The organism is Paenibacillus physcomitrellae, from assembly GCF_002240225.1.
GTDB classification, from domain to species: domain Bacteria; phylum Bacillota; class Bacilli; order Paenibacillales; family Paenibacillaceae; genus Fontibacillus; species Fontibacillus physcomitrellae.
The window spans coordinates 2,200,496-2,218,897 of the sequence record NZ_CP022584.1 but is presented as its reverse complement, the minus strand read 5'-3'; the positions used below and the strand labels follow the sequence as shown (position 1 = coordinate 2,218,897).

The following is an 18,402-nucleotide window of genomic DNA, read 5'->3' as shown; positions in this document are numbered from 1 at the left end:
TATTTTGTGAGCCGGTAAGACAAGAGGGCAGCAGATAGACTGCTCTCTTGTCCGCCGGTCATTCGGAATTTAGCCGAAGACTTTGTCCGCCTTGGCCTGAATGGCATTCAGCACATCGTCAATATCCGCGCCGCTGTACATAAAGCGAGAGAGTTCATCAAGGGCGGTATTGCGTAAATCCTCGGGAGTATTCTCATAAAAGCGGAGCATGAGCTGGTAATGGGCAGAATCTCCAGTCATGTCCAAAATATGCCGAATGGTCTGGTTGTCCACGGATATCGTACTTATGTTGGCAATGCCGTGGTCGTTGACCATCACAGTTTGGGTGGCAGGTTTGTAGAAGCTGCGCAGAGCGGCAAGAGCCTGCTCCTTAGAAGCGCTAGCCTCAGTGACCACAATAGGTGAGGCTTCAAAGAAGATGGTACCCTTCCCGCCATTCATGCTGGGAAGGACAAAGGCGTCAATATCGGTTCCGGGCTCCATGCCGTAATCGCTCTGTAAATCGGTTACGGTAGGGCTGTCCTCCAACATCATGGCGACGACGCCTGTAGCAAACTCTTTATGGAGGTCGCTGTAGACAATGGGTTCTCCAAAATAACCTTTATCAAACATCTCTCTCCAGATCGCCATCACTTTCTTCACAGCATCGTCTGTATAGGGTTTGGTGCCATCACAGAGATCTGAATAAAGCTGAGGATCATAGGCCGCAATCAACTGCTGGAACCAAATGAAGCTGGCCCAAGAATCATTTTTCAAGCCGATGGGGGTGACGCCGCTGGCCTTGATCTTCTCGCAAGCATCCAGAAATTCGTCGAATGTGGTGGGAACAGCCACGCCGGCAGCCTCAAAGACTTTCACATTATAAAGTAAGGACGTGTAGCGGAGACTGTAAGGAGCGGCGTAGACCTTTCCGTCCACCGTGAAGGCTTCCTTGACATCAGCGGAAACTCCGTCGGCTATGTAGTTATCCCACTCCGCAGACAGATCAGCCAGCTTGCCGTTTTTGGCCAGAGTCTCCAATTGGGGGCCGCTCCACCAGGTAAACAGGCCCGGAGCACCGGGATCGTCAATCGTTTGCTGTATAGAAGTCTGATAGGCCGCTACATCAGGATAATTGGTGAACACGACATCGATCCCCGAATCCTTCTTCCAGGCTTCGGACAAGCGAGCAGCCTTTTCAGCATCACCCAGTTTATCCAGCCAAAATTCTACTTTTCCGCTGGTCTGGGCAGGCGTATTCCCGGTTTTAGCCGAATTTTCGGCGTTTCCGGCGGTATTGCCTCCACCGCATGCGGCAAGGATACCCGTCATAAGGAAAACGGCAAGAATTAGGGACAGCGTTTTTTTGCCAGACATTGAATCATCCTCCTTAAAGTTTTGTGAGCCCAAGCTTCCTGAATTGACTTCGAACAAAACTGGCTTCGGAAGCATGGGCTTAGTTTTGTGAGCCCAAGCTTCCTGAATTGACTTCGAACAAAACTGGCTTCGGAAGCATGAGCATATGGTTAATTTCAATCAGCGTTAAATTCCTTGGCTCACGGCAGTTGCCTGATACCCTTTCAAGTAAGCCGCGCCAATGATTCCGGCATCATTGTTCAGTTTGGCGATCGTAATTTGCGGCAGCGGCACCTGCTTGCAGTACACTCCCTTTTTGACATTGGCAATGATGGGCAATAACAGATAGTCGCCTTCGCTGCTGATTCCGCCGCCAATCACAATCATCTGGGGTTGAAAAACATTAATAAGGTCGATGATCCCCTCCGACACAAAATAGTAGTATTGGTCCAGCAGCTTTAAGGCAGTCGGATCGTTTTGCCTGGCGGCATCAAAGATGTTTTTTCCGTTGAATTGGCCGGAGCGTTTCTTGACCTCAGCCAGAAGGGAATCCGGAAATTGCTCTGCCATCTCCTCAGCCATACGAACCAGCGCAGTGATGGAGGCATAGGATTCCCAGCATCCTTTTCGCCCGCAGGTGCAGGGCATCCCCCCGGACACAATGACCATATGTCCGATTGCATTGGCCGCCGAGTTAAATCCGCTATGGATGCGTCCCCCGAGTATAATTCCCCCGCCAACGCCAGTGCCCAGCGTAACTGTAATCGATGAACTTGTCCCTTGGGACGCTCCACAAAGATACTCTCCCAATGCAGCGCAATTGGCGTCGTTGTCCACATAGATTTCCTTTGGCACATATTTCTGCAGTGTCTTTACAAGCGGTACGTTCTCCCAGGCAATATTATTGGAATAAATAACTTCACCCTTTTGCTGATCCAATATTCCCGGGCAGCCAAGACCAATCGCTTCAACATCATCGAGCCGGTATCCGGTTTGGTCCAGAACAGAATAAACCGAATTCGCGACATCATGCAGCACATCTGTATATGGCCGTCCACCCCCTGTATCAAAGCTTACTTTTGAAAGAATGGTTTTGTTCTCTCCTACCAGTGCACAGGATACCTTAGTACCGCCAATATCTACTCCTATCCGCATAGCAACATCCATCACTCCATTCGAATCCCCGTAAGTTCATTCCGGATCGCTTGGCCTATAGCTGCGATTACGTAAAGAAATAACATTTAGTAATTATTTCTTACTAATCGGATTATAAAACCGCTTACATAACGGTGTCAACCTAATATTTATTGTTTTTAAACCTCAAAATTTTCGCCTTATATGTAGATTTAATTCGAATAATTACAGTTAATAATTTAAATTTACTATTAGTTTATTTAGTGGTATAAAATGCTGTTATACTGGTAAAAGATTCGTAGTTTTACCAAATTCAGAGTTCATGTGATATAATACGAATCATATACTTTCAAGATGTAACCGGATAAATATTATGAATACATATGGAGATGGCATCAATGCGGGGCGTAAATCATCAGAATATGACCGAAACCAATAAGTTTCTCATCTTAAAAACCATCGCAACATGCGGCCCAATATCCAGGATTGAGTTGAGCAAACAAACCCAGCTTAGCAAAATGACCATCACTTCGCTGATTGCTGATTTTTTGCAGGAGGGGATCGTACGCGAATGCGGAACTACCACATCAACCGCCGGACGGCGCCCGACATTATTGGAAGTGGTCCCCGATAGTTTGTTGACCCTGGGCATTAGCGTAGGACGGGACTCTTTGCAAGTCGGAATTATAAACCTGACCGGTGCCATTGTTCTTCATAACCAGGTTCCGATCGGGCAATTTACCACCGAGGACAGCTTTATAAACGGCTTGCTGGCCATGTGCGAAGTCATACTGCAAAATGTACCCTTTGAGAAGGTGTGGGGCATTGGAATTGCAAGTATTGGTCCAATCAATATGGCGGAGGGAGTCATCGTTGATCCCCCTGATTTTAACATTGACATGATCCATATTGTTCCCCGGCTGAAGGAACGGTGGAATCTCCCTGTTTATATTGAGAACGATATGGCAGTGTCTGCGCTTGCAGAGATGTATTACGGAGGCGGACAGCTGTATAACAATTTTGTATACGTGGGTGTAACAGCCGGTATCGGCGGGGGAGTCATTATCAATCAGCGCCTGTACAGCGGCACGAACGGGCTGGCTTCAATTATCGGTCATATGATTGTGCTGACCGATGGTGAATTATGCGCATGCGGACAGCGCGGCTGCTTGGAGGCCATGAGCAGTGTACGCGCAACCCTCAATTGGGCTCATAAGAACGGCGCGCCGCACGATATGGATTGGATGCAGCTGCTGATAAAGGCAGAAGCCGGTGACCCGGTCTGCTCCGCAGCATTGGAACGGATGAACCGATATCTTGTGAGCGGCCTGATCAACATTGTACATCTATATGACCCGGAGTGTATTTTTATCGGAGGCGACCTGTGGTTTGCAAAAGACCATCTGTTCCAGTATTTTGAGCAGGAGGTAAATAGCCGGATGATCGCTGCGGGCAATCGCCGTAAAGTCCGGATTGCACGTTCAAAGTTCCCTGGAAACGCGTTTTTTATCGGCACCGCCGCCCTCGTCATGGAAAACAACCTTGAGTACCGCAGAGTCAATGGAAACGGATGATGCAACGGGTAAATCTGGCCGTGGTATGCCGGAACATTAAAAAAGATCTCCAATATCCTGGCCAAAAGGGCAAGATAAGGCGATCTTTTTCTTTTACTCTATTGAGTTGAAGTAATGGAGGAGAGGTTGAAGAAAATGATCTATTTTGAAACTTCCAGATTGCGTTTCCAAGATTGGAAGGAGACCGATATAGAACCTTTCAGCCGACTTAATGCAGATGAGGAAGTTATGAAGTATTTTCCCAAAACTTTATCTGTGGAGGAAACAAATCTGTTTTATAAAACGATAAAATCTGAGTTTCAAGAATGCGGCTTTGGGCTGTACGCTGTTGAAGTAAAGGAAAACAATGAATTTATAGGATTCATAGGATTTCACAGGGCAGCCTTTGAAGCTGATTTTACGCCTTGCATCGAGATTGGTTGGCGATTAAAAAAGGAGGCCTGGGGGCAAGGTTATGCGACCGAGGGAGCAGCTGCTTGCCTGGACTACGGGTTTAACACATTAGGTTTGGACGAAGTTTATAGTTTTACAGCCGATATCAATCAGCCTTCCAAAAATGTGATGTTGAAAATCGGCATGAGCTTCGTTAAAATGTTCCGTCATCCAAGGATCGATGGAAGTAATCCATTGAGTGAACATGTTCTTTTTCGTGTAAGAAAAGCTGAGGGGTTGCAGTAAGAAGACTTATTAGATAGGTAAATTCCTGGCAGAAAGAAAGCACGAGCTAATTTGGGATTGATTAGTTGTCGATAGAAAAACATCGGTGCGAATGTGAAGCGAACATGATTTTCCAGGGGGATTCGCACCAAAATAAATTACATTATTTGTATATACATGAATTGCATTTCCATTAATCTATCTCTTATACTTTGATTGAAAGAAAATTCATGCTTATTCATGGCTTTTTTACATCAATATTTGTAAAAAGCGCGTCGCACCCTACGCGGGTGCGTGGATTGAAATGCCTATTGAACTCGGATTGCGAAAAAATACTCTTGTAAATCAACTTTATTACAGGTCTAAGAAATTCTCTTAGGACCTGTTTTTTTATGCCTATATAAAGGCCTTTAGTTGCCGAATACTAAATCACTTCAAAAAAAGTAATAAACAATAGAAAGTTGTAGAATTTTGGAAAGGAAAATAAGATCCTGTGCAGAAATATTTATATAGTTCTTTGGGAGCGCTCATCACCTCGATTAGATATGTCGTTTGAACTATTTTTGTTTATAGAGGAGGCGGAGTATGAAATTTATAGCTCATATACGTGAAAGTGACGGAGAGAATCAGCTGCTTAAGGCACATTTGCTGGAAGTAAAAGCTCTTGCAGAATCTTATGGGGCAAAGATCGGGGTTGCCCATATTAGCGGTCTTGCCGGTCTACTTCACGATATGGGGAAATTTACGAAGGCCTTTGTAGATTATCTCATTGAAGCGGTTGCTCATCCCGAGGCTCCTCCTAAGCGGGGCAGCATTGACCATTCTACAGCAGGTGGCAGACTTCTTTATAACGAGTTTCATACAGGGCGGATTGACCGGGAAAGAGGGATATTAGCTGAAGTCGTAGGTAACGCGATTATCTCGCACCATTCTTATTTGCATGATTATTTGAATCCAGATTTGGAGTCTCCCTATTTGCGGCGGGTCAGGGACAAAGAGGATATTATCGACTATGACCGAAGTGTAGCCTTGTTCTTTGAACAGGTAATGAACAAAGAAGAGTTCCAGGCGTATGTTGACAAGGCCGTGCTGGAACTGCGACGGTTTTTATCTATTCCTTCGTCTTTCAGTCCGGAAGCTAAATATATGTTTTTAACGAAGTTTGTTTTTAGCTCTCTGATTGATGGGGATCGTACTAATACGCGGCGGTTCGAGGATCAAGTCAGTGCTGAAGAAGAGAGTAACCCTCCTGCTAAGGAACTGTTTCAAAGTTATTATGATAAACTGATGGCCGAAGTCCAGACACTGGCTAGCAGACCTGGTTCCAATTCTTCTATTAACCGTTTAAGAAGCGAAATGTCGGAACAGTGCGACAAGTTTGCAGACAAGTCGTCAGGCATTTATACCCTATCTATCCCGACTGGAGGCGGAAAAACGTTAGCCAGTCTCCGCTATGCCCTCAAACACGCTGCTAACAATGGGAAAAAACATATTATTTATGTGCTTCCCTACACCACCATTATTGAACAAAACGCAGCTGAAGTGCGCCGGATTTTGCAAGATGAAGTCCATATTCTAGAGCATCATTCCAATGTGGCCGAAGAGATCGACAAGGACGATGAACTAGAGGATGGGTTTGTGAACACAAGCCAAAAGCTGAAACTGGCCAAAGATAACTGGGATTCACCAGTAATTTTCACGACAATGGTGCAGTTTTTAAACGTGTTTTTCGCCAAAGGCAGCAGAAACATTCGAAGATTGCATAACTTGAGCGAGGCAGTCATTATTTTTGACGAGGTTCAGAAGGTTCCCGTGTCTTGCGTCTCTTTATTTAATGAAGCTTTGAACTTTCTAAAGGACTACGGTCATTCCAGCATTGTTCTATGCACAGCAACTCAGCCTGCATTGGATTTTGTCGAGCATGAATTGCACATTAACCCGGATGCGGAGATGATTCAGAATTTGGATCAGGTGATTGCGGAATTTAAACGTGTAGAGATCCGGGATGAAACTCTAAACGGGACTTATACGAATCAAGAACTAACAGATTTTATAAGAAACAAACTGGATGAGAAAAGGAATCTGTTAATCATTTTGAATACGAAAATGGTGGTTAAGGATTTGTACCAACGACTCCTAATTGAGCTACCGGACATGCCCGTCTACCACTTGAGCACCTCCATGTGCGCAGCTCATAGAAAGCAGATTCTAAACCAGATTCGAGTCCACTTGAAAAATAAAGAGAAGATCGTCTGTATCAGCACGCCGCTCATCGAAGCCGGGGTCGATGTCAGCTTTGAATGCGTCATTCGATCTTTGGCCGGACTGGATTCCATTGCCCAGGCGGCCGGAAGATGCAACCGGCATGGTGAAGATGCGCTACAGCAGGTATATGTGATTGACCATGCGGAAGAAAACCTGAAGCATCTGGATGAGATCCGCATAGGCAAAGATATTACAAAGCGTATGCTTGTTGACTTGCAGCGAGATGCGGACAGCCATGGAGGTCATCTGCTGTCAGTCCAAGCGATGACTTTTTATTTTCAAAAATTTTATACCGATGTCCAAGCGCAATTAAATTTTCCGGTTTCAAAGCTAGATGTCGATATGACAGAACTTCTCTTTGCCGGATATCCACAGAATAACTATTTTCAGAACTACTGCCTTAATTATCAAAAGAGACCGCCTCTCTTTCTAGTTAACAGCTACCGTACGGCAGCTGAACATTTTCAAGTGATCGAAGACCTTACTACATCGGTTATTGTCCCTTATGAAGAAGGGAATGAGATCATTGCTGAATTAAACGGAGCAGAGCGTATTGAGGACTTCGGCAGATTAATGCGTAAAGCACAGCAATATACGATCAATCTCTATCCCCATGAGCTTCAAGCTCTTGACCGCAGCGGAGGTTTGGAAAGATGCTTCGACGGACAGATTTTGGTGCTGAAAGATGGAGCGTACAACGAGGAGTATGGACTGGATTTGGAAAATGAGAGCTGGGCTGGATTGCAGATGTTTTAATAAGTTTTCTTTTAAAGGAGGTGATTATAAATGATCCGAAACAGCGTGGAATTCTCCGTATATGGTGATTACGCCTTATTTACTGACCCGCTGACGAAGCTTGGCGGTGAGAAGTTGAGTTACCAGGTTCCAACCTTTCAGGCGATAAAGGGAATCGTCGAGAGTATTTACTGGAAACCTACTATCCTTTTTATTATCGATGAGATCCGGGTCATGAACGCAATCCGCATGGAGTCTAAAGGGGTTCGTCCTATCGATTACAGCGGCGGGAATACGCTTGCGAATTATACCTATTTGAAAGACGTGCATTATCAAGTGAGATGTCACTTTGAGTTCAATATGAATCGCCCGGATATGGAATTTGACCGCAACGAAAATAAGCATCACAACATCCTTAAGCGGAGTGTCCAGGCCGGCGGGCGCAGGGATATTTTCCTCGGTACACGGGAGTGTCAAGGGTACGTAGAACCTTGCGTATTTGGTGAGGGCGAGAGCTTTTACGACAAATACGGTGAGATTCATCTGGGGACGATGGTACACGGCATCAATTATCCGGACGAAACCGGCAGGAACCAAATGGAGGTCCGGCTGTGGCAGCCGGTGATGAAGGATGGAGTTATTACGTTTCCAAGACCGGAGGAATGTACGCAGGTTCGCGTGATTTCCGAAATGAAACCTAAGTTGTTCAACGAGTCGAATGTGGAGTCGGCAGAACAATTGTTAGCCAGTTGGGGAGAGGAGGAGAACCGATGAGCTGGCTGCTTAGCCTGTATGAAACCTATGAATCCAACCTGGACCACGTTGGCGAGACGGCGCTTAGAAATGAACGAGAATATACGCTTTTGCCTGTCTCGCATACCACGCAGAATGCCCACATTGAAGTCCTGGTTACAGAGAATGGAGAGTTCCATTCAGCGAAAGTCATTGGCAAAAGTGATGCAAGCACCTTGATTCCCTGCACGGAGAAATCGGCAAGCCGGGCGGGAGCCGTAATTTCGCCTTATCCACTGCATGACAAGCTGAGTTATGTCGCTGGTGATTTTGTAGCCTATGGCGGCCAGGTCAAAGGAGAAGAGCCTTTTGAAACTTACATACACGAATTGCAAAATTGGGCGGAATCTCCTTATGGACATCCTAAAGTAATCGCGATTTATCGTTATCTTCGGCAAAGGACGTTGATTCGAGATTTAGTAAGTTTGAGTTCAACCCCTGTCCTGGCTGTAGATGAGAACAATCGTTTAATCGAGAAATGGGATAAAAAGTACGAAACGCTTTATCCAGAGAAGCCGACTATTTTTGGTGTTGTAGCTGGGGACCAGACAAGTGCTTTTGTGCGTTTTAACGTCTATTCACCAACTCGCCAGCTTGACGATGTTTGGAAGGATAAGGAAGTTTATGATTCTTTTATCGCTTACTATGGGGAGCGGCTTGGCGATGAAGATCTTTGTTATGTGACGGGGAAAAAGCTTCCCAGTACCGACCGGCATGCGAACAAAATTCGCAATGCGGCTGACAAAGCCAAGCTCATCTCGGCAAACGATGATACGGGCTTTACGTTTCGCGGACGTTTTGTGCAGAGCCATGATGCGGCTAGCATCAGCTATGAAGTATCGCAGAAAGCACATAATGCCTTAAAATGGCTGATTAACCGTCAGGGCAAAACGATTGATGACCGGGTATTCCTGGTTTGGGGCAACGATTCACTCTATATCCCTGATCCGGCAGAGGATACCTTTGCACTTGATCCGGAAGCGATGCCGGAAGTAGCTCGTATGTCCAACACGAACGAAGCTTTGGCCCGTGAAGTCTCCAAGGCCTTAGATGGGTACAAAAATAAGCTGGGAGACAAGACTAAGGATCATTTTCAACCGGAAGTTAACATTTTGGTCTTGGATTCTGCAACAACGGGTCGTATGGCGGTCTTGTATTTCAGGAATATGAACAAGGAGCTGTATTTGGACAAGCTCGCTGAGTGGCACACCTCCTGTGCTTGGCTGCATCGTTACCGGAAAAATGCACAAGGCGATTTTGTTGCTTTCTTTGGAGCTCCAGCCACCCGGGACATTGCTTTTGCGGCTTATGGGCCTCGAGCAGGCGACAAGATTGTTAAAGGGCTGATGGAGCGTATGCTTCCTTGTATTGTAGATGGTACAAGAATTCCTCAGGATATTATTAACAGTGTCATCAACCGGGCCTCCAACCCTGTTGCCCTGGAGAACTGGGAATGGGAGAAAACGCTTAGTATTGCCTGCGCTTTAATCAATAAACATTTATCGGATAAAAAGGAGGGGATCGGCTTGGCGCTGGATGAAAATAACGACGACCGCAGCTACTTGTTTGGACGTATGCTGGCTGTGGCAGATGTGCTGGAAAGACGTGCGCTTGGTAAAGAGGAGAAAAGGGCTACTAACGCTATACGGTATATGAATGCTTTTTCCAAGCATCCGGAGCGCACTTGGCGAGTTATTCAAGAAAGCTTGCAGCCTTATCAAGCCCGTTTGGGAGCAGCAGCTACCTACTGGACAAAAATCATCGATGAAATCGGATTTAAGTTTAAGCCGGAGGATTTTAACAACAAACCGTTAACTGGTAAATATCTGCTGGGCTTTTACAGTCAGAGACACGCTCTATATCAAGGCAAAAATCGTGACGATGCCGCTGAAGCGGAAGAAACCCATATTGAGGAGTGATTGGAATGAGTAGTTTGGATCATAAAATTGATTTTGCTGTTGTTCTGTCGGTGACCAGTGCAAATCCTAACGGCGACCCGTTAAACGGGAACCGTCCAAGACAAAATTATGACGGCTACGGAGAAATTTCCGATGTAGCACTCAAACGGAAGATCCGGAATCGGCTGCAGGATATGGGCGAAGCTATTTTTGTACAATCCAACGATCGCAAGACGGATGAATACGGCAGTTTGCGAGAACGTGCAGCGGGCAACTCCAAACTTAGTGAAATCCTGAAACCTAAGTCAGTATCAGGTGATGAATTTGCCAAAGTTGCTTGTCAGGAATGGATCGACGTTCGCAGCTTTGGACAAGTGTTTGCTTTTAAAGGGACTAGCAGCGGGAGCGGCGTTTCCGTTGGCGTAAGAGGTCCGGTATCCATTCATACCGCTCGAAGTGTGGACCCGATTGATATTACCAGCATGCAAATCACCAAAAGCGTGAATTCAGAGCCAGGCTCAGACCGGGGTTCGGATACAATGGGGATGAAGCATCGCGTTGATTTTGGTTTGTATGTTTTTTATGGCAGCATCAACACGCAGCTTGCGGAGAAAACCGGCTTTACCAACGAAGATGCAGATAAAGTCAAAGAGGCGCTCCTGACCTTGTTTGAGAATGACTTATCTTCGGCTAGACCTGAAGGCAGCATGGAAGTGCATAAGGTGTACTGGTGGGAGCATGACTCCAAATTGGGGCAATATTCATCGGCTAAAGTACACCGTTCGCTGCAAATCAGATCCAAAAAGGAAGAACCAAGAGAATTTGAGGACTATGCTGTCGAGGTCTATGAACTTGATGGGTTAAAGGTCGAAGTTCTGGATGGACGCTAATCACGACGATGATTATTTGATGCTGTCTGGTATTCAACACTTCCAATTCTGCAAAAGACAGTGGGCACTCATCCATATCGAGCAGCAGTGGGAAGAGAATGTGCGTACGATTGAAGGACAGCATCTTCACCGCAAAGCGGACCAGCCGTTTGTCAGAGAGAAACGCGGGGATAAGCTCGTTGTTCGAGCATTACCCGTTAAGTCCGACGAATTGAAAATGACAGGCATCTGCGACGTGGTTGAGTTTACTCAGGATGATGATGGCGTTGAAATTAGCGGAGCGGAAGGAAAATACAAGGCTTGTCCTGTGGAATATAAACGGGGCAAGCCCAAAAAAAATGAAGCGGACCTGTTACAGCTTGCAGCGCAGGCGATTTGTCTGGAGGAAATGCTGCTTTGTCCTGTTCCGGTTGGCTTCATGTTCTACAATGAGATCAAACATCGGGTTGAGGTGCCGTTAACGGTTGAACTAAAGGATCGGGTAAGAAGCATTTTGTTAGAAATGCGAGATTATTATGACAGAAGGTACACGCCTAAAGTCAAAACAGGATCTTTTTGCAACAGCTGTTCTTTGAAATCGGTATGCCTGCCGGAGGTTTTGAACAAGCGTTCGGTCAAAAGCTATATCGAAGGGAAAATGAAGGAATGAAGAAGCTGCTGAACACTTTGTTCATTAATCAGCCGGACGTTTATTTATCGCTGGATGGCGACAATATTGTTCTTTTGAAAGAGCAGGAGAAGCTGGGACGGCTGCCGCTGCATAACCTCGAATCTATTGTTTCTTTTGGTTACACGGGAGCCAGTCCGGCTCTTATGGGATATTGTGCAGAACGGAATATTTCTATTGTCTTTATGACGATAAATGGGAGATTTCTGGCGAGAGTAATTGGAGCAAGCAGGGGAAATGTAGTTCTAAGGAAAAAGCAGTATGCCATCTCAGAGGATGAGGCCTTATCGGCCAGGGTGGCTCGCAATTTTATATTAGGTAAAGTGTATAACCATAAATGGATGCTTGAGCGAATGACCCGGGATTATCCTCTGCGCATTGATGTGGCTCAATTTAAGGAGACTTCACTCCACTTGTCCGGGTTGATGCTGGGTATCCGCGAATGCGAGGAACTGGAACGGTTAAGAGGGCTGGAAGGGCAAGCAGCGGTCAGCTATAATAAATTTCTCGATTCCATGATTCTGCAGCAGAAAGAGGATTTTTTCTTCCATACCCGTTCTCGCAGACCGCCTTTGGATAACGTCAATGCTATGCTGTCTCTGGCTTATACTTTACTCGCAAATGATATGGCTTCCGCACTCGAAGGTGTGGGGCTTGATGCTTATGTAGGTTTTATGCACCGTGACCGCCCGGGACGAGCTTCCTTGGCCTTGGATGTTATGGAGGAGCTGCGGGGTATTTATGCCGATCGGTTTGTTTTGTCGCTGATCAATAAAAAGGTATTGAACTCAGGAGATTTTATACGTAAAGAAAACGGAGCCGTCCTCTTGACGGAAGAAGGCCGTAAAAAGTTTCTGACTGCTTGGCAAAGCCGAAAACAGGACAAGATCACCCATCCTTATTTGGGAGAAAATATTTCCTGGGGACTTGTACCGCATGTTCAAGCCCTGCTGCTGGCGCGTTATTTGCGCGGCGATCTGGATGAATATCCTCCATTTTTGTGGAAGTAGGTGTTGGACGATGATGGTAGTCATTACTTATGATGTTAGAACCGTTGACTCCTCAGGACAAAGAAGACTGCGGCAGGTGGCTAAAGTATGCCAAAATTATGGCCAGCGCGTGCAAAATTCTGTGTTCGAATGCATCGTAGATGCTGCAGAATGGGCAGCGCTTAAACTCAGGTTAATTGAGTTGATTGATCCAGAGCAAGACAGCCTGCGATTTTATCAGCTTGGGAACCAATACAAAAATAAAGTAGAACATGTAGGAATCAAGACTTCGCTTGATTTGGAAGGACCCCTGATTTTATAGTGCGAATGTGAAGCGAACATGATTTCCCTGGGGGATTCGCACCAAGAAAAACATGATTAATTTCATTTTATGGTAAAAATAAACAAATATCTTATGGGAAAAGATTGATTTTGGAACAAGTTGAGTTCAAAAATGCGATTTTTACCCTTAATTTGTTAAGAATCGCTGTCGCACCCTATGTGGGTGCGTGGATTGAAATTCGTGTCAAGGCCGCATTATCCACGCTTTCGTACGTCGCACCCTATGTGGGTGCGTGGATTGAAATCAACCGGTTGTCGCCCGTTAAATTGCCGTACGCACGTCGCACCCTATGTGGGTGCGTGGATTGAAATGATCGCGTTAATCGTATCTAAAACGTTGTCATCGTCGCACCCTATGTGGGTGCGTGGATTGAAATATTTTCACTTGGAACGGCGCGTTCGAGAATGTAGTCGCACCCTATGTGGGTGCGTGGATTGAAATCACTTTTGCTGCGTCAATCTGCGCCTGGATATCGGGTCGCACCCTATGTGGGTGCGTGGATTGAAATGGTTATTCCTACGCCGTAGCCCTCCGCGATATAGGGTCGCACCCTATGTGGGTGCGTGGATTGAAATTTGACTGTCCGCTACGTCCAAAATCTCAATAACGTGTCGCACCCTATGTGGGTGCGTGGATTGAAATATCGAATATGATAATTGAGCCGTGAACGTCAGCGTCGCACCCTATGTGGGTGCGTGGATTGAAATCCAACATAAAAAAAGCTCTTATACTTGGAGACAATGTCGCACCCTATGTGGGTGCGTGGATTGAAATTTTATCCGAGTCATTGAAGCGTTGATTCCGCGTCCGTCGCACCCTATGTGGGTGCGTGGATTGAAATAAACAACGGCTATACATCGGAGTTGGAAATGGCGTCGCACCCTATGTGGGTGCGTGGATTGAAATTGCAGGCTGACCGCATCCAGGTCAGCCACCACAATGTCGCACCCTATGTGGGTGCGTGGATTGAAATCGTACTAAACAGGCCGATGGTTATTATTTACTTCCGGGTCGCACCCTATGTGGGTGCGTGGATTGAAATTGGAATGCGTATCCTCGAAAAATAGGAAAAGTCGAGTCGCACCCTATGTGGGTGCGTGGATTGAAATCGGAATACGATTCAAACTAGCAATGGCCAGTGGGTAAGTCGCACCCTATGTGGGTGCGTGGATTGAAATCCTGTAAACACGCCGGTGAGAAAGTCCATCACGCCTCGTCGCACCTTACGTAGGTGCGTGGATTGAAATCGGACGACGCAGTGTACGAATACGCGAACGAATGTCGCACCTCACGTAGGTGCGTGGATTGAAATGCATAAAACCTAATAGATTCCAGCTGCACCCACGTAGTCGCACCTCACGCAGGTGCGTGGATCGATTAGCTCCATGGATTATCTTCAAACTGCCCTGGTTCACCTCATGTGCGTACATAGGGATTTGAAGTATTACTTTTTAACTTCTTTCCAGGCAATCAGCAATTCATATTATTAATTATAGCTTTACGCAGTTATGGCCTTTACGCAGCTACATCAGCTTAAAATGGAGTAAGCCCCATTTAATAAAGCAAGTAGGGCTGAAGATAAGAGACTTAGCGGAGATCATCAAATTGAACTTGCTGGAAGCAGTGGAGGCCTTATTTCAAAGGGGAAGCGCTTTCCATATTCCCATTCAGGGAATCTCTTTTCACATCGTTTCTTTCTTTATCACTAGCGGGATTATCGACAGGGTTTAAACGATCGACGATTGGATCAGATGGTTTAGCTTGGGATGAAGAATCGTTTAAGACAGTGCTATAACGCATACGAGCAGCATGGATGCAATTGCTAATATAACAACTCCTTTTCTTTTCCCTCCTTTTAAATAAATGGTCACTCTGATCACAGCGAAATTATACTTTTAATCCAATTAATGAAATTCTAAGTTGATAGTTCACCTGCCAATCCCATTTCCCCCATCGCAAACTCCCGCGGACTGCACGAATGAACCTCCCGAAATACCTTGCAGAAATAAGACAAGCTTTGATACCCCAGCATTTCCGCAATTTCGGATTCTGAATATTCCCCGTCGCGGAGCATGTTTTTGGCTTCGTTCATTTTCATTTCCCTTACAAAATGCGTCAGCGAAACCCCGGTCTCTTTCTTAAAAAGCGAGGAAAGGTAGCTGGGATGAACGCCGATTGCGGCCGCGACGTCCTGCAGCCGGCAGGTCTCGTACAGATGCTGCCGGATATACCGGACCGCTTTCTGGATCGGCAGGCTGTATTTCTTTTCGCTGCCCAGACGGACCTGTTCGACGTAATGCTGCGAAATCTCCAGAATCATATCCTTCCAGTTCTGAATATCCGCCCGGTTTTCAATTTCATTGATATAGTAATCGCTCAGCGCATAACAGCGTTCATCGTCGGCGCCCAAGTCCGCCGCATAACGGCAGGTGACGGCGACAAAACAGATCAGGTGGTTTTTGATGGCGCGCAAGGGCTGCTGGGCAAGTGGGAATTCCGACCAGGAATACTCAAACTGCGTATCGATGCCTTTAAGAAAGGCGTTAAAGGCTTTATTTTCTTCGGCCCGTGAATAATGCCCGTACCCGGACATCAGCATCTGTTTCATGGCAAGCTCGGCTTGTCGTCTGCTCATCCTTATTTACCTCCTTGAAATCGTGTTATAAACCTTAAAATATTACAACTATTATGCGGCACGATTGCTAATATGGCAATATAACCGCTTACAATTACGGCGGCGGGTCACTTTGACGGGCTGCCGGAAGTTAAATTTTTCAGGAAAAGGGGATTGGACATGAGCGTATTTAAGGAGAATTTTTTATGGGGCGGTTCCGTCTCGAGCATGCAGACAGAGGGAGCCTGGAACGAAGGCGGGAAAGGGCTGACCACTTATGATGTACAGGAAAAAACCAAATCAGGCTCCGACTGGAAGGTCGCGATTGATTTCTACCATCGATATAAAGAAGACATCGCTTTGTTCGCCGGCATGGGTTTCAACTCATACCGTTTCTCGCTGAGCTGGGCTCGCATTTTGCCGGACGGGGAAGGCGAAGTGAATGAGGAAGGGCTTCAATTTTATGAAAATGTGATCGACGAGCTCTTGAAATACAACATTGAGCCGGTCGTTTGTTTGCACCATTTTGATATGCCGCTTGCTTTGATGCAGAAATACGGCGGATGGGTGGGAAGAGAAACCCTCGAAGGCTTCAAAAAATACGCCCAAACCGTCATTCAGCGTTTCGGCAAACGCGTGAAATATTACCTTCCATTTAACGAGCAGAATGCCGCTGCTTTGATGCAAACCTATTATCTGCCGGAATCGATGTCCAAAGAGGAGAAAAACAGACAGCAGGCCATTTGTATGCATCACATCTTCCTTGCTTCTGCATCCGTTGTGCATCTGGCCCGCGAATATGCACCTCATGCCCAGGTAGGCGGGATGGTGAACTTTATGCCGGTCTACCCGGCTACCTGCAAGCCGGAGGATGTACTGGCGGCGGAACGCGGCAACCGGAACTATAACTATCAGACGCTGGATATCCTGGCCTACGGCGAATACCCGGCGGATCTTCTGGCCGAATGGGAACGGACGGGAAGCACGCCGCCATTCACACAGGAGGATCTGGATTACCTCAAACAAGGCAAAATGGATTTTCTCTCTCACAGCTATTATCAGTCTGCCACCATTAAAGCCGGATTGAACACGGACGGAGCTTCCATCCTGATGAGTTTGTTCCAGGTACCGGTCAAAAATGAATATCTCGAGGTCACCGAGTGGGGTTGGGCCATTGATCCGGTCGGTCTCCGGCTGACGGTCAAAGAAATTCATGAACGTTACCGCCTCCCGGTGTTCACGATTGAATGCGGAATAGGCGTAGATGAAGAGCTGAATCAAGACCTGACGGTTGAAGACGATTACCGGATCGATTATTTCCGCGAACATCTGAATCAGCTTAAGCTGGCCGTGGCCGAAGATGGCGTGGATCTGATGGGCTTCCTGACCTGGGGACCGATCGATATTTTGAGCTCCCAGGGCGAAATGAAGAAACGTTACGGGTTTATTTACGTGAATCGTACGGACACGGATCTGAAGGATCTTAAACGTTATAAGAAAAAAAGCTACGACTGGTTTAAACAAGTGATTTCCACCAACGGGGAAGTTCTCTAAACAGCAAGCTAAAGGCGGTAAACGAGATGAACAAATTGGTTTTTGACATAGGAGCTACAAATACGAAATTTGCATTGATGACGACGGAAGGAGAGGTTCTCGCCAAGGAGAAAGTGCCGACGGTCTACGACTCGGCGGGAGCCTTTTTTGCCAATCTGGAACAAATAGTCGCGAAATACCGCGGCAGCGGCGACGCCATCGCGATCAGCACCAACGGGCGAATGGACGCGGGCGGAGACATCTACCGCGCCTACATCCCGCAAATTTTGCAGGGCGTCAACCTGAAGCAGGAAATGGAAGCTCGAAGCGGGCTTCCTGTTACGGTACTGAACGACGGCTTTTCCGCCGCGCTGGGCGAATGGTGGAAAGGCTCGGGACAGGGAGCCAATAACCTGCTGGTGCTGGTGCTGGGCAGCGGCCTGGGCGGCGGTCTGATTTTGAACGGGAAGCTGTATGAGGGGAGCAAACGGAACGCGGCTATGGTTTTTGGCATGCTGGGCGCGTACGGAGGCGGCAAAGCCGAGCTGACGAGTGCCACCACTTCTTTTGCTCTTCTGCTATACCAGTTATCCGCCATGAAACAAATCCCGATTCAGGAGATGACGGGCCAACGTTTTTTTGAATTTGCCGCGGAAGGAGACCCGGCCGTTCTCGGTATGCTTGAGCTTTACTGCGAAGGGATTGCCGCCCTGATCTTCAATTCGGCGCTGCTGCTGGACTTGGAAATGACGGTGATCACCGGCGGTTTATGCGAGCAGGAGCTGGTGATGGCGACCATCCGGCGCAAGCTGGATGAAATCACCGGGCGGGTATTGGAGGGCGAACCGGGCCGCTTTTTCGAAATGACCGGCGGCGACCGTGACGATTACCGGATTCCGGTGAACAAAGGCGCGTTGTCCCTGGATGCCAATGTTTATGGGGCCCTGTACCACCATCTGCACACAACCTGATGATT

14 protein-coding genes and 1 CRISPR repeat array are annotated in these 18,402 nt (G+C 46.8%); of the genes, 11 read left to right on the top strand and 3 right to left on the bottom strand.

From position 1 onward, the window contains the following. Nucleotides 1-69: 69 nt before the first annotated feature. The gene (locus CBE73_RS10015) at nucleotides 70-1,356 is read right to left on the bottom strand and encodes an ABC transporter substrate-binding protein (protein ID WP_157739484.1); all 1,287 of its coding nucleotides are present in this window, start codon (nucleotides 1,354-1,356) and stop codon (nucleotides 70-72) included. A 165-nt stretch (nucleotides 1,357-1,521) separates the two neighbouring features. Further along, nucleotides 1,522-2,490 carry an ROK family protein gene (locus CBE73_RS10010; protein ID WP_157739482.1) on the bottom strand — a complete coding sequence of 323 codons (969 nt, stop codon included), beginning with the start codon at nucleotides 2,488-2,490 and terminating at the stop codon, nucleotides 1,522-1,524. A 470-nt stretch (nucleotides 2,491-2,960) separates the two neighbouring features. Between CBE73_RS10010 and CBE73_RS10005 the strand changes: the two genes are divergently transcribed. From CBE73_RS10005 to cas2, 9 genes are all read left to right on the top strand, one after another. Further along, nucleotides 2,961-4,043 (top strand): ROK family protein, encoded by a 1,083-nt coding sequence (locus CBE73_RS10005; RefSeq protein WP_157739480.1) that lies wholly within the window; start codon nucleotides 2,961-2,963, stop codon nucleotides 4,041-4,043. 135 nt (nucleotides 4,044-4,178) lie between these two features. Then, complete coding sequence (locus tag CBE73_RS10000) at nucleotides 4,179-4,721, top strand: GNAT family N-acetyltransferase (RefSeq protein WP_094094113.1); 543 nt, start codon at nucleotides 4,179-4,181, stop codon at nucleotides 4,719-4,721. A 564-nt stretch (nucleotides 4,722-5,285) separates the two neighbouring features. Beyond that, a complete protein-coding gene (locus CBE73_RS09995) occupies nucleotides 5,286-7,721 on the top strand; it encodes a CRISPR-associated helicase/endonuclease Cas3 (RefSeq protein ID WP_094094112.1) in 2,436 nt (811 codons plus the stop codon). A 33-nt stretch (nucleotides 7,722-7,754) separates the two neighbouring features. After that, entirely contained in the window at nucleotides 7,755-8,474 is a 720-nt protein-coding gene (cas5c, locus tag CBE73_RS09990; protein ID WP_094096240.1) for a type I-C CRISPR-associated protein Cas5c, read from the top strand. Next, nucleotides 8,471-10,411 (top strand): type I-C CRISPR-associated protein Cas8c/Csd1, encoded by a 1,941-nt coding sequence (gene cas8c, locus CBE73_RS09985; protein WP_094094111.1) that lies wholly within the window; start codon nucleotides 8,471-8,473, stop codon nucleotides 10,409-10,411. Before cas5c ends, cas8c begins: the two co-directional genes overlap by 4 nt. A 5-nt stretch (nucleotides 10,412-10,416) precedes the next feature. Then, on the top strand, nucleotides 10,417-11,280 hold the full coding sequence (gene cas7c / locus CBE73_RS09980; protein WP_094094110.1) for a type I-C CRISPR-associated protein Cas7/Csd2: 864 nt from the start codon (nucleotides 10,417-10,419) through the stop codon (nucleotides 11,278-11,280). Beyond that, a complete protein-coding gene (gene cas4, locus CBE73_RS09975) occupies nucleotides 11,270-11,929 on the top strand; it encodes a CRISPR-associated protein Cas4 (RefSeq protein ID WP_094094109.1) in 660 nt (219 codons plus the stop codon). Before cas7c ends, cas4 begins: the two co-directional genes overlap by 11 nt. Then, nucleotides 11,926-12,957, top strand: coding sequence for a type I-C CRISPR-associated endonuclease Cas1c (gene cas1c, locus CBE73_RS09970; RefSeq protein WP_094094108.1), 1,032 nt, complete (start codon nucleotides 11,926-11,928; stop codon nucleotides 12,955-12,957). The genes cas4 and cas1c overlap by 4 nt, the downstream gene beginning before the upstream one ends. Before the next feature lie 10 nt (nucleotides 12,958-12,967). Then, entirely contained in the window at nucleotides 12,968-13,258 is a 291-nt protein-coding gene (gene cas2 / locus CBE73_RS09965) for a CRISPR-associated endonuclease Cas2 (protein WP_094094107.1), read from the top strand. A gap of 167 nt (nucleotides 13,259-13,425) precedes the next feature. Then, a CRISPR array of direct repeats spans nucleotides 13,426-14,591; the repeat unit is 32 nt; unit sequence GTCGCACCCTATGTGGGTGCGTGGATTGAAAT. 603 nt (nucleotides 14,592-15,194) lie between these two features. Here cas2 and CBE73_RS09960 read toward each other — a convergent pair. After that, nucleotides 15,195-15,914 carry an AraC family transcriptional regulator gene (locus CBE73_RS09960; RefSeq protein ID WP_094094106.1) on the bottom strand — a complete coding sequence of 240 codons (720 nt, stop codon included), beginning with the start codon at nucleotides 15,912-15,914 and terminating at the stop codon, nucleotides 15,195-15,197. Between the two features lie 159 nt (nucleotides 15,915-16,073). Between CBE73_RS09960 and CBE73_RS09955 the strand changes: the two genes are divergently transcribed. Beyond that, a complete protein-coding gene (locus CBE73_RS09955) occupies nucleotides 16,074-17,447 on the top strand; it encodes a glycoside hydrolase family 1 protein (RefSeq protein WP_094094105.1) in 1,374 nt (457 codons plus the stop codon). A gap of 26 nt (nucleotides 17,448-17,473) precedes the next feature. Continuing rightward, nucleotides 17,474-18,397 carry an ROK family protein gene (locus tag CBE73_RS09950; protein WP_094094104.1) on the top strand — a complete coding sequence of 308 codons (924 nt, stop codon included), beginning with the start codon at nucleotides 17,474-17,476 and terminating at the stop codon, nucleotides 18,395-18,397. Nucleotides 18,398-18,402: the final 5 nt, after the last annotated feature.

Excerpts from the sequence above, each read along its gene's own strand:
- cas1c (WP_094094108.1), top strand. The coding sequence starts at position 11,926 with ATGAAGAAGCTGCTGAACACTTTGTTCATTAATCAGCCGGACGTTTAT.
- cas2 (WP_094094107.1), top strand. The coding sequence starts at position 12,968 with ATGATGGTAGTCATTACTTATGATGTTAGAACCGTTGACTCCTCAGGA.
- CBE73_RS09950 (WP_094094104.1), top strand. The coding sequence starts at position 17,474 with ATGAACAAATTGGTTTTTGACATAGGAGCTACAAATACGAAATTTGCA.
- CBE73_RS09960 (WP_094094106.1), bottom strand. The coding sequence starts at position 15,914 with ATGAGCAGACGACAAGCCGAGCTTGCCATGAAACAGATGCTGATGTCC.
- cas8c (WP_094094111.1), top strand. The coding sequence starts at position 8,471 with ATGAGCTGGCTGCTTAGCCTGTATGAAACCTATGAATCCAACCTGGAC.
- cas7c (WP_094094110.1), top strand. The coding sequence starts at position 10,417 with ATGAGTAGTTTGGATCATAAAATTGATTTTGCTGTTGTTCTGTCGGTG.
- CBE73_RS10000 (WP_094094113.1), top strand. The coding sequence starts at position 4,179 with ATGATCTATTTTGAAACTTCCAGATTGCGTTTCCAAGATTGGAAGGAG.
- CBE73_RS09955 (WP_094094105.1), top strand. The coding sequence starts at position 16,074 with ATGAGCGTATTTAAGGAGAATTTTTTATGGGGCGGTTCCGTCTCGAGC.
- CBE73_RS10015 (WP_157739484.1), bottom strand. The coding sequence starts at position 1,356 with ATGTCTGGCAAAAAAACGCTGTCCCTAATTCTTGCCGTTTTCCTTATG.
- CBE73_RS09995 (WP_094094112.1), top strand. The coding sequence starts at position 5,286 with ATGAAATTTATAGCTCATATACGTGAAAGTGACGGAGAGAATCAGCTG.
- CBE73_RS10010 (WP_157739482.1), bottom strand. The coding sequence starts at position 2,490 with ATGCGGATAGGAGTAGATATTGGCGGTACTAAGGTATCCTGTGCACTG.
- cas4 (WP_094094109.1), top strand. The coding sequence starts at position 11,270 with ATGGACGCTAATCACGACGATGATTATTTGATGCTGTCTGGTATTCAA.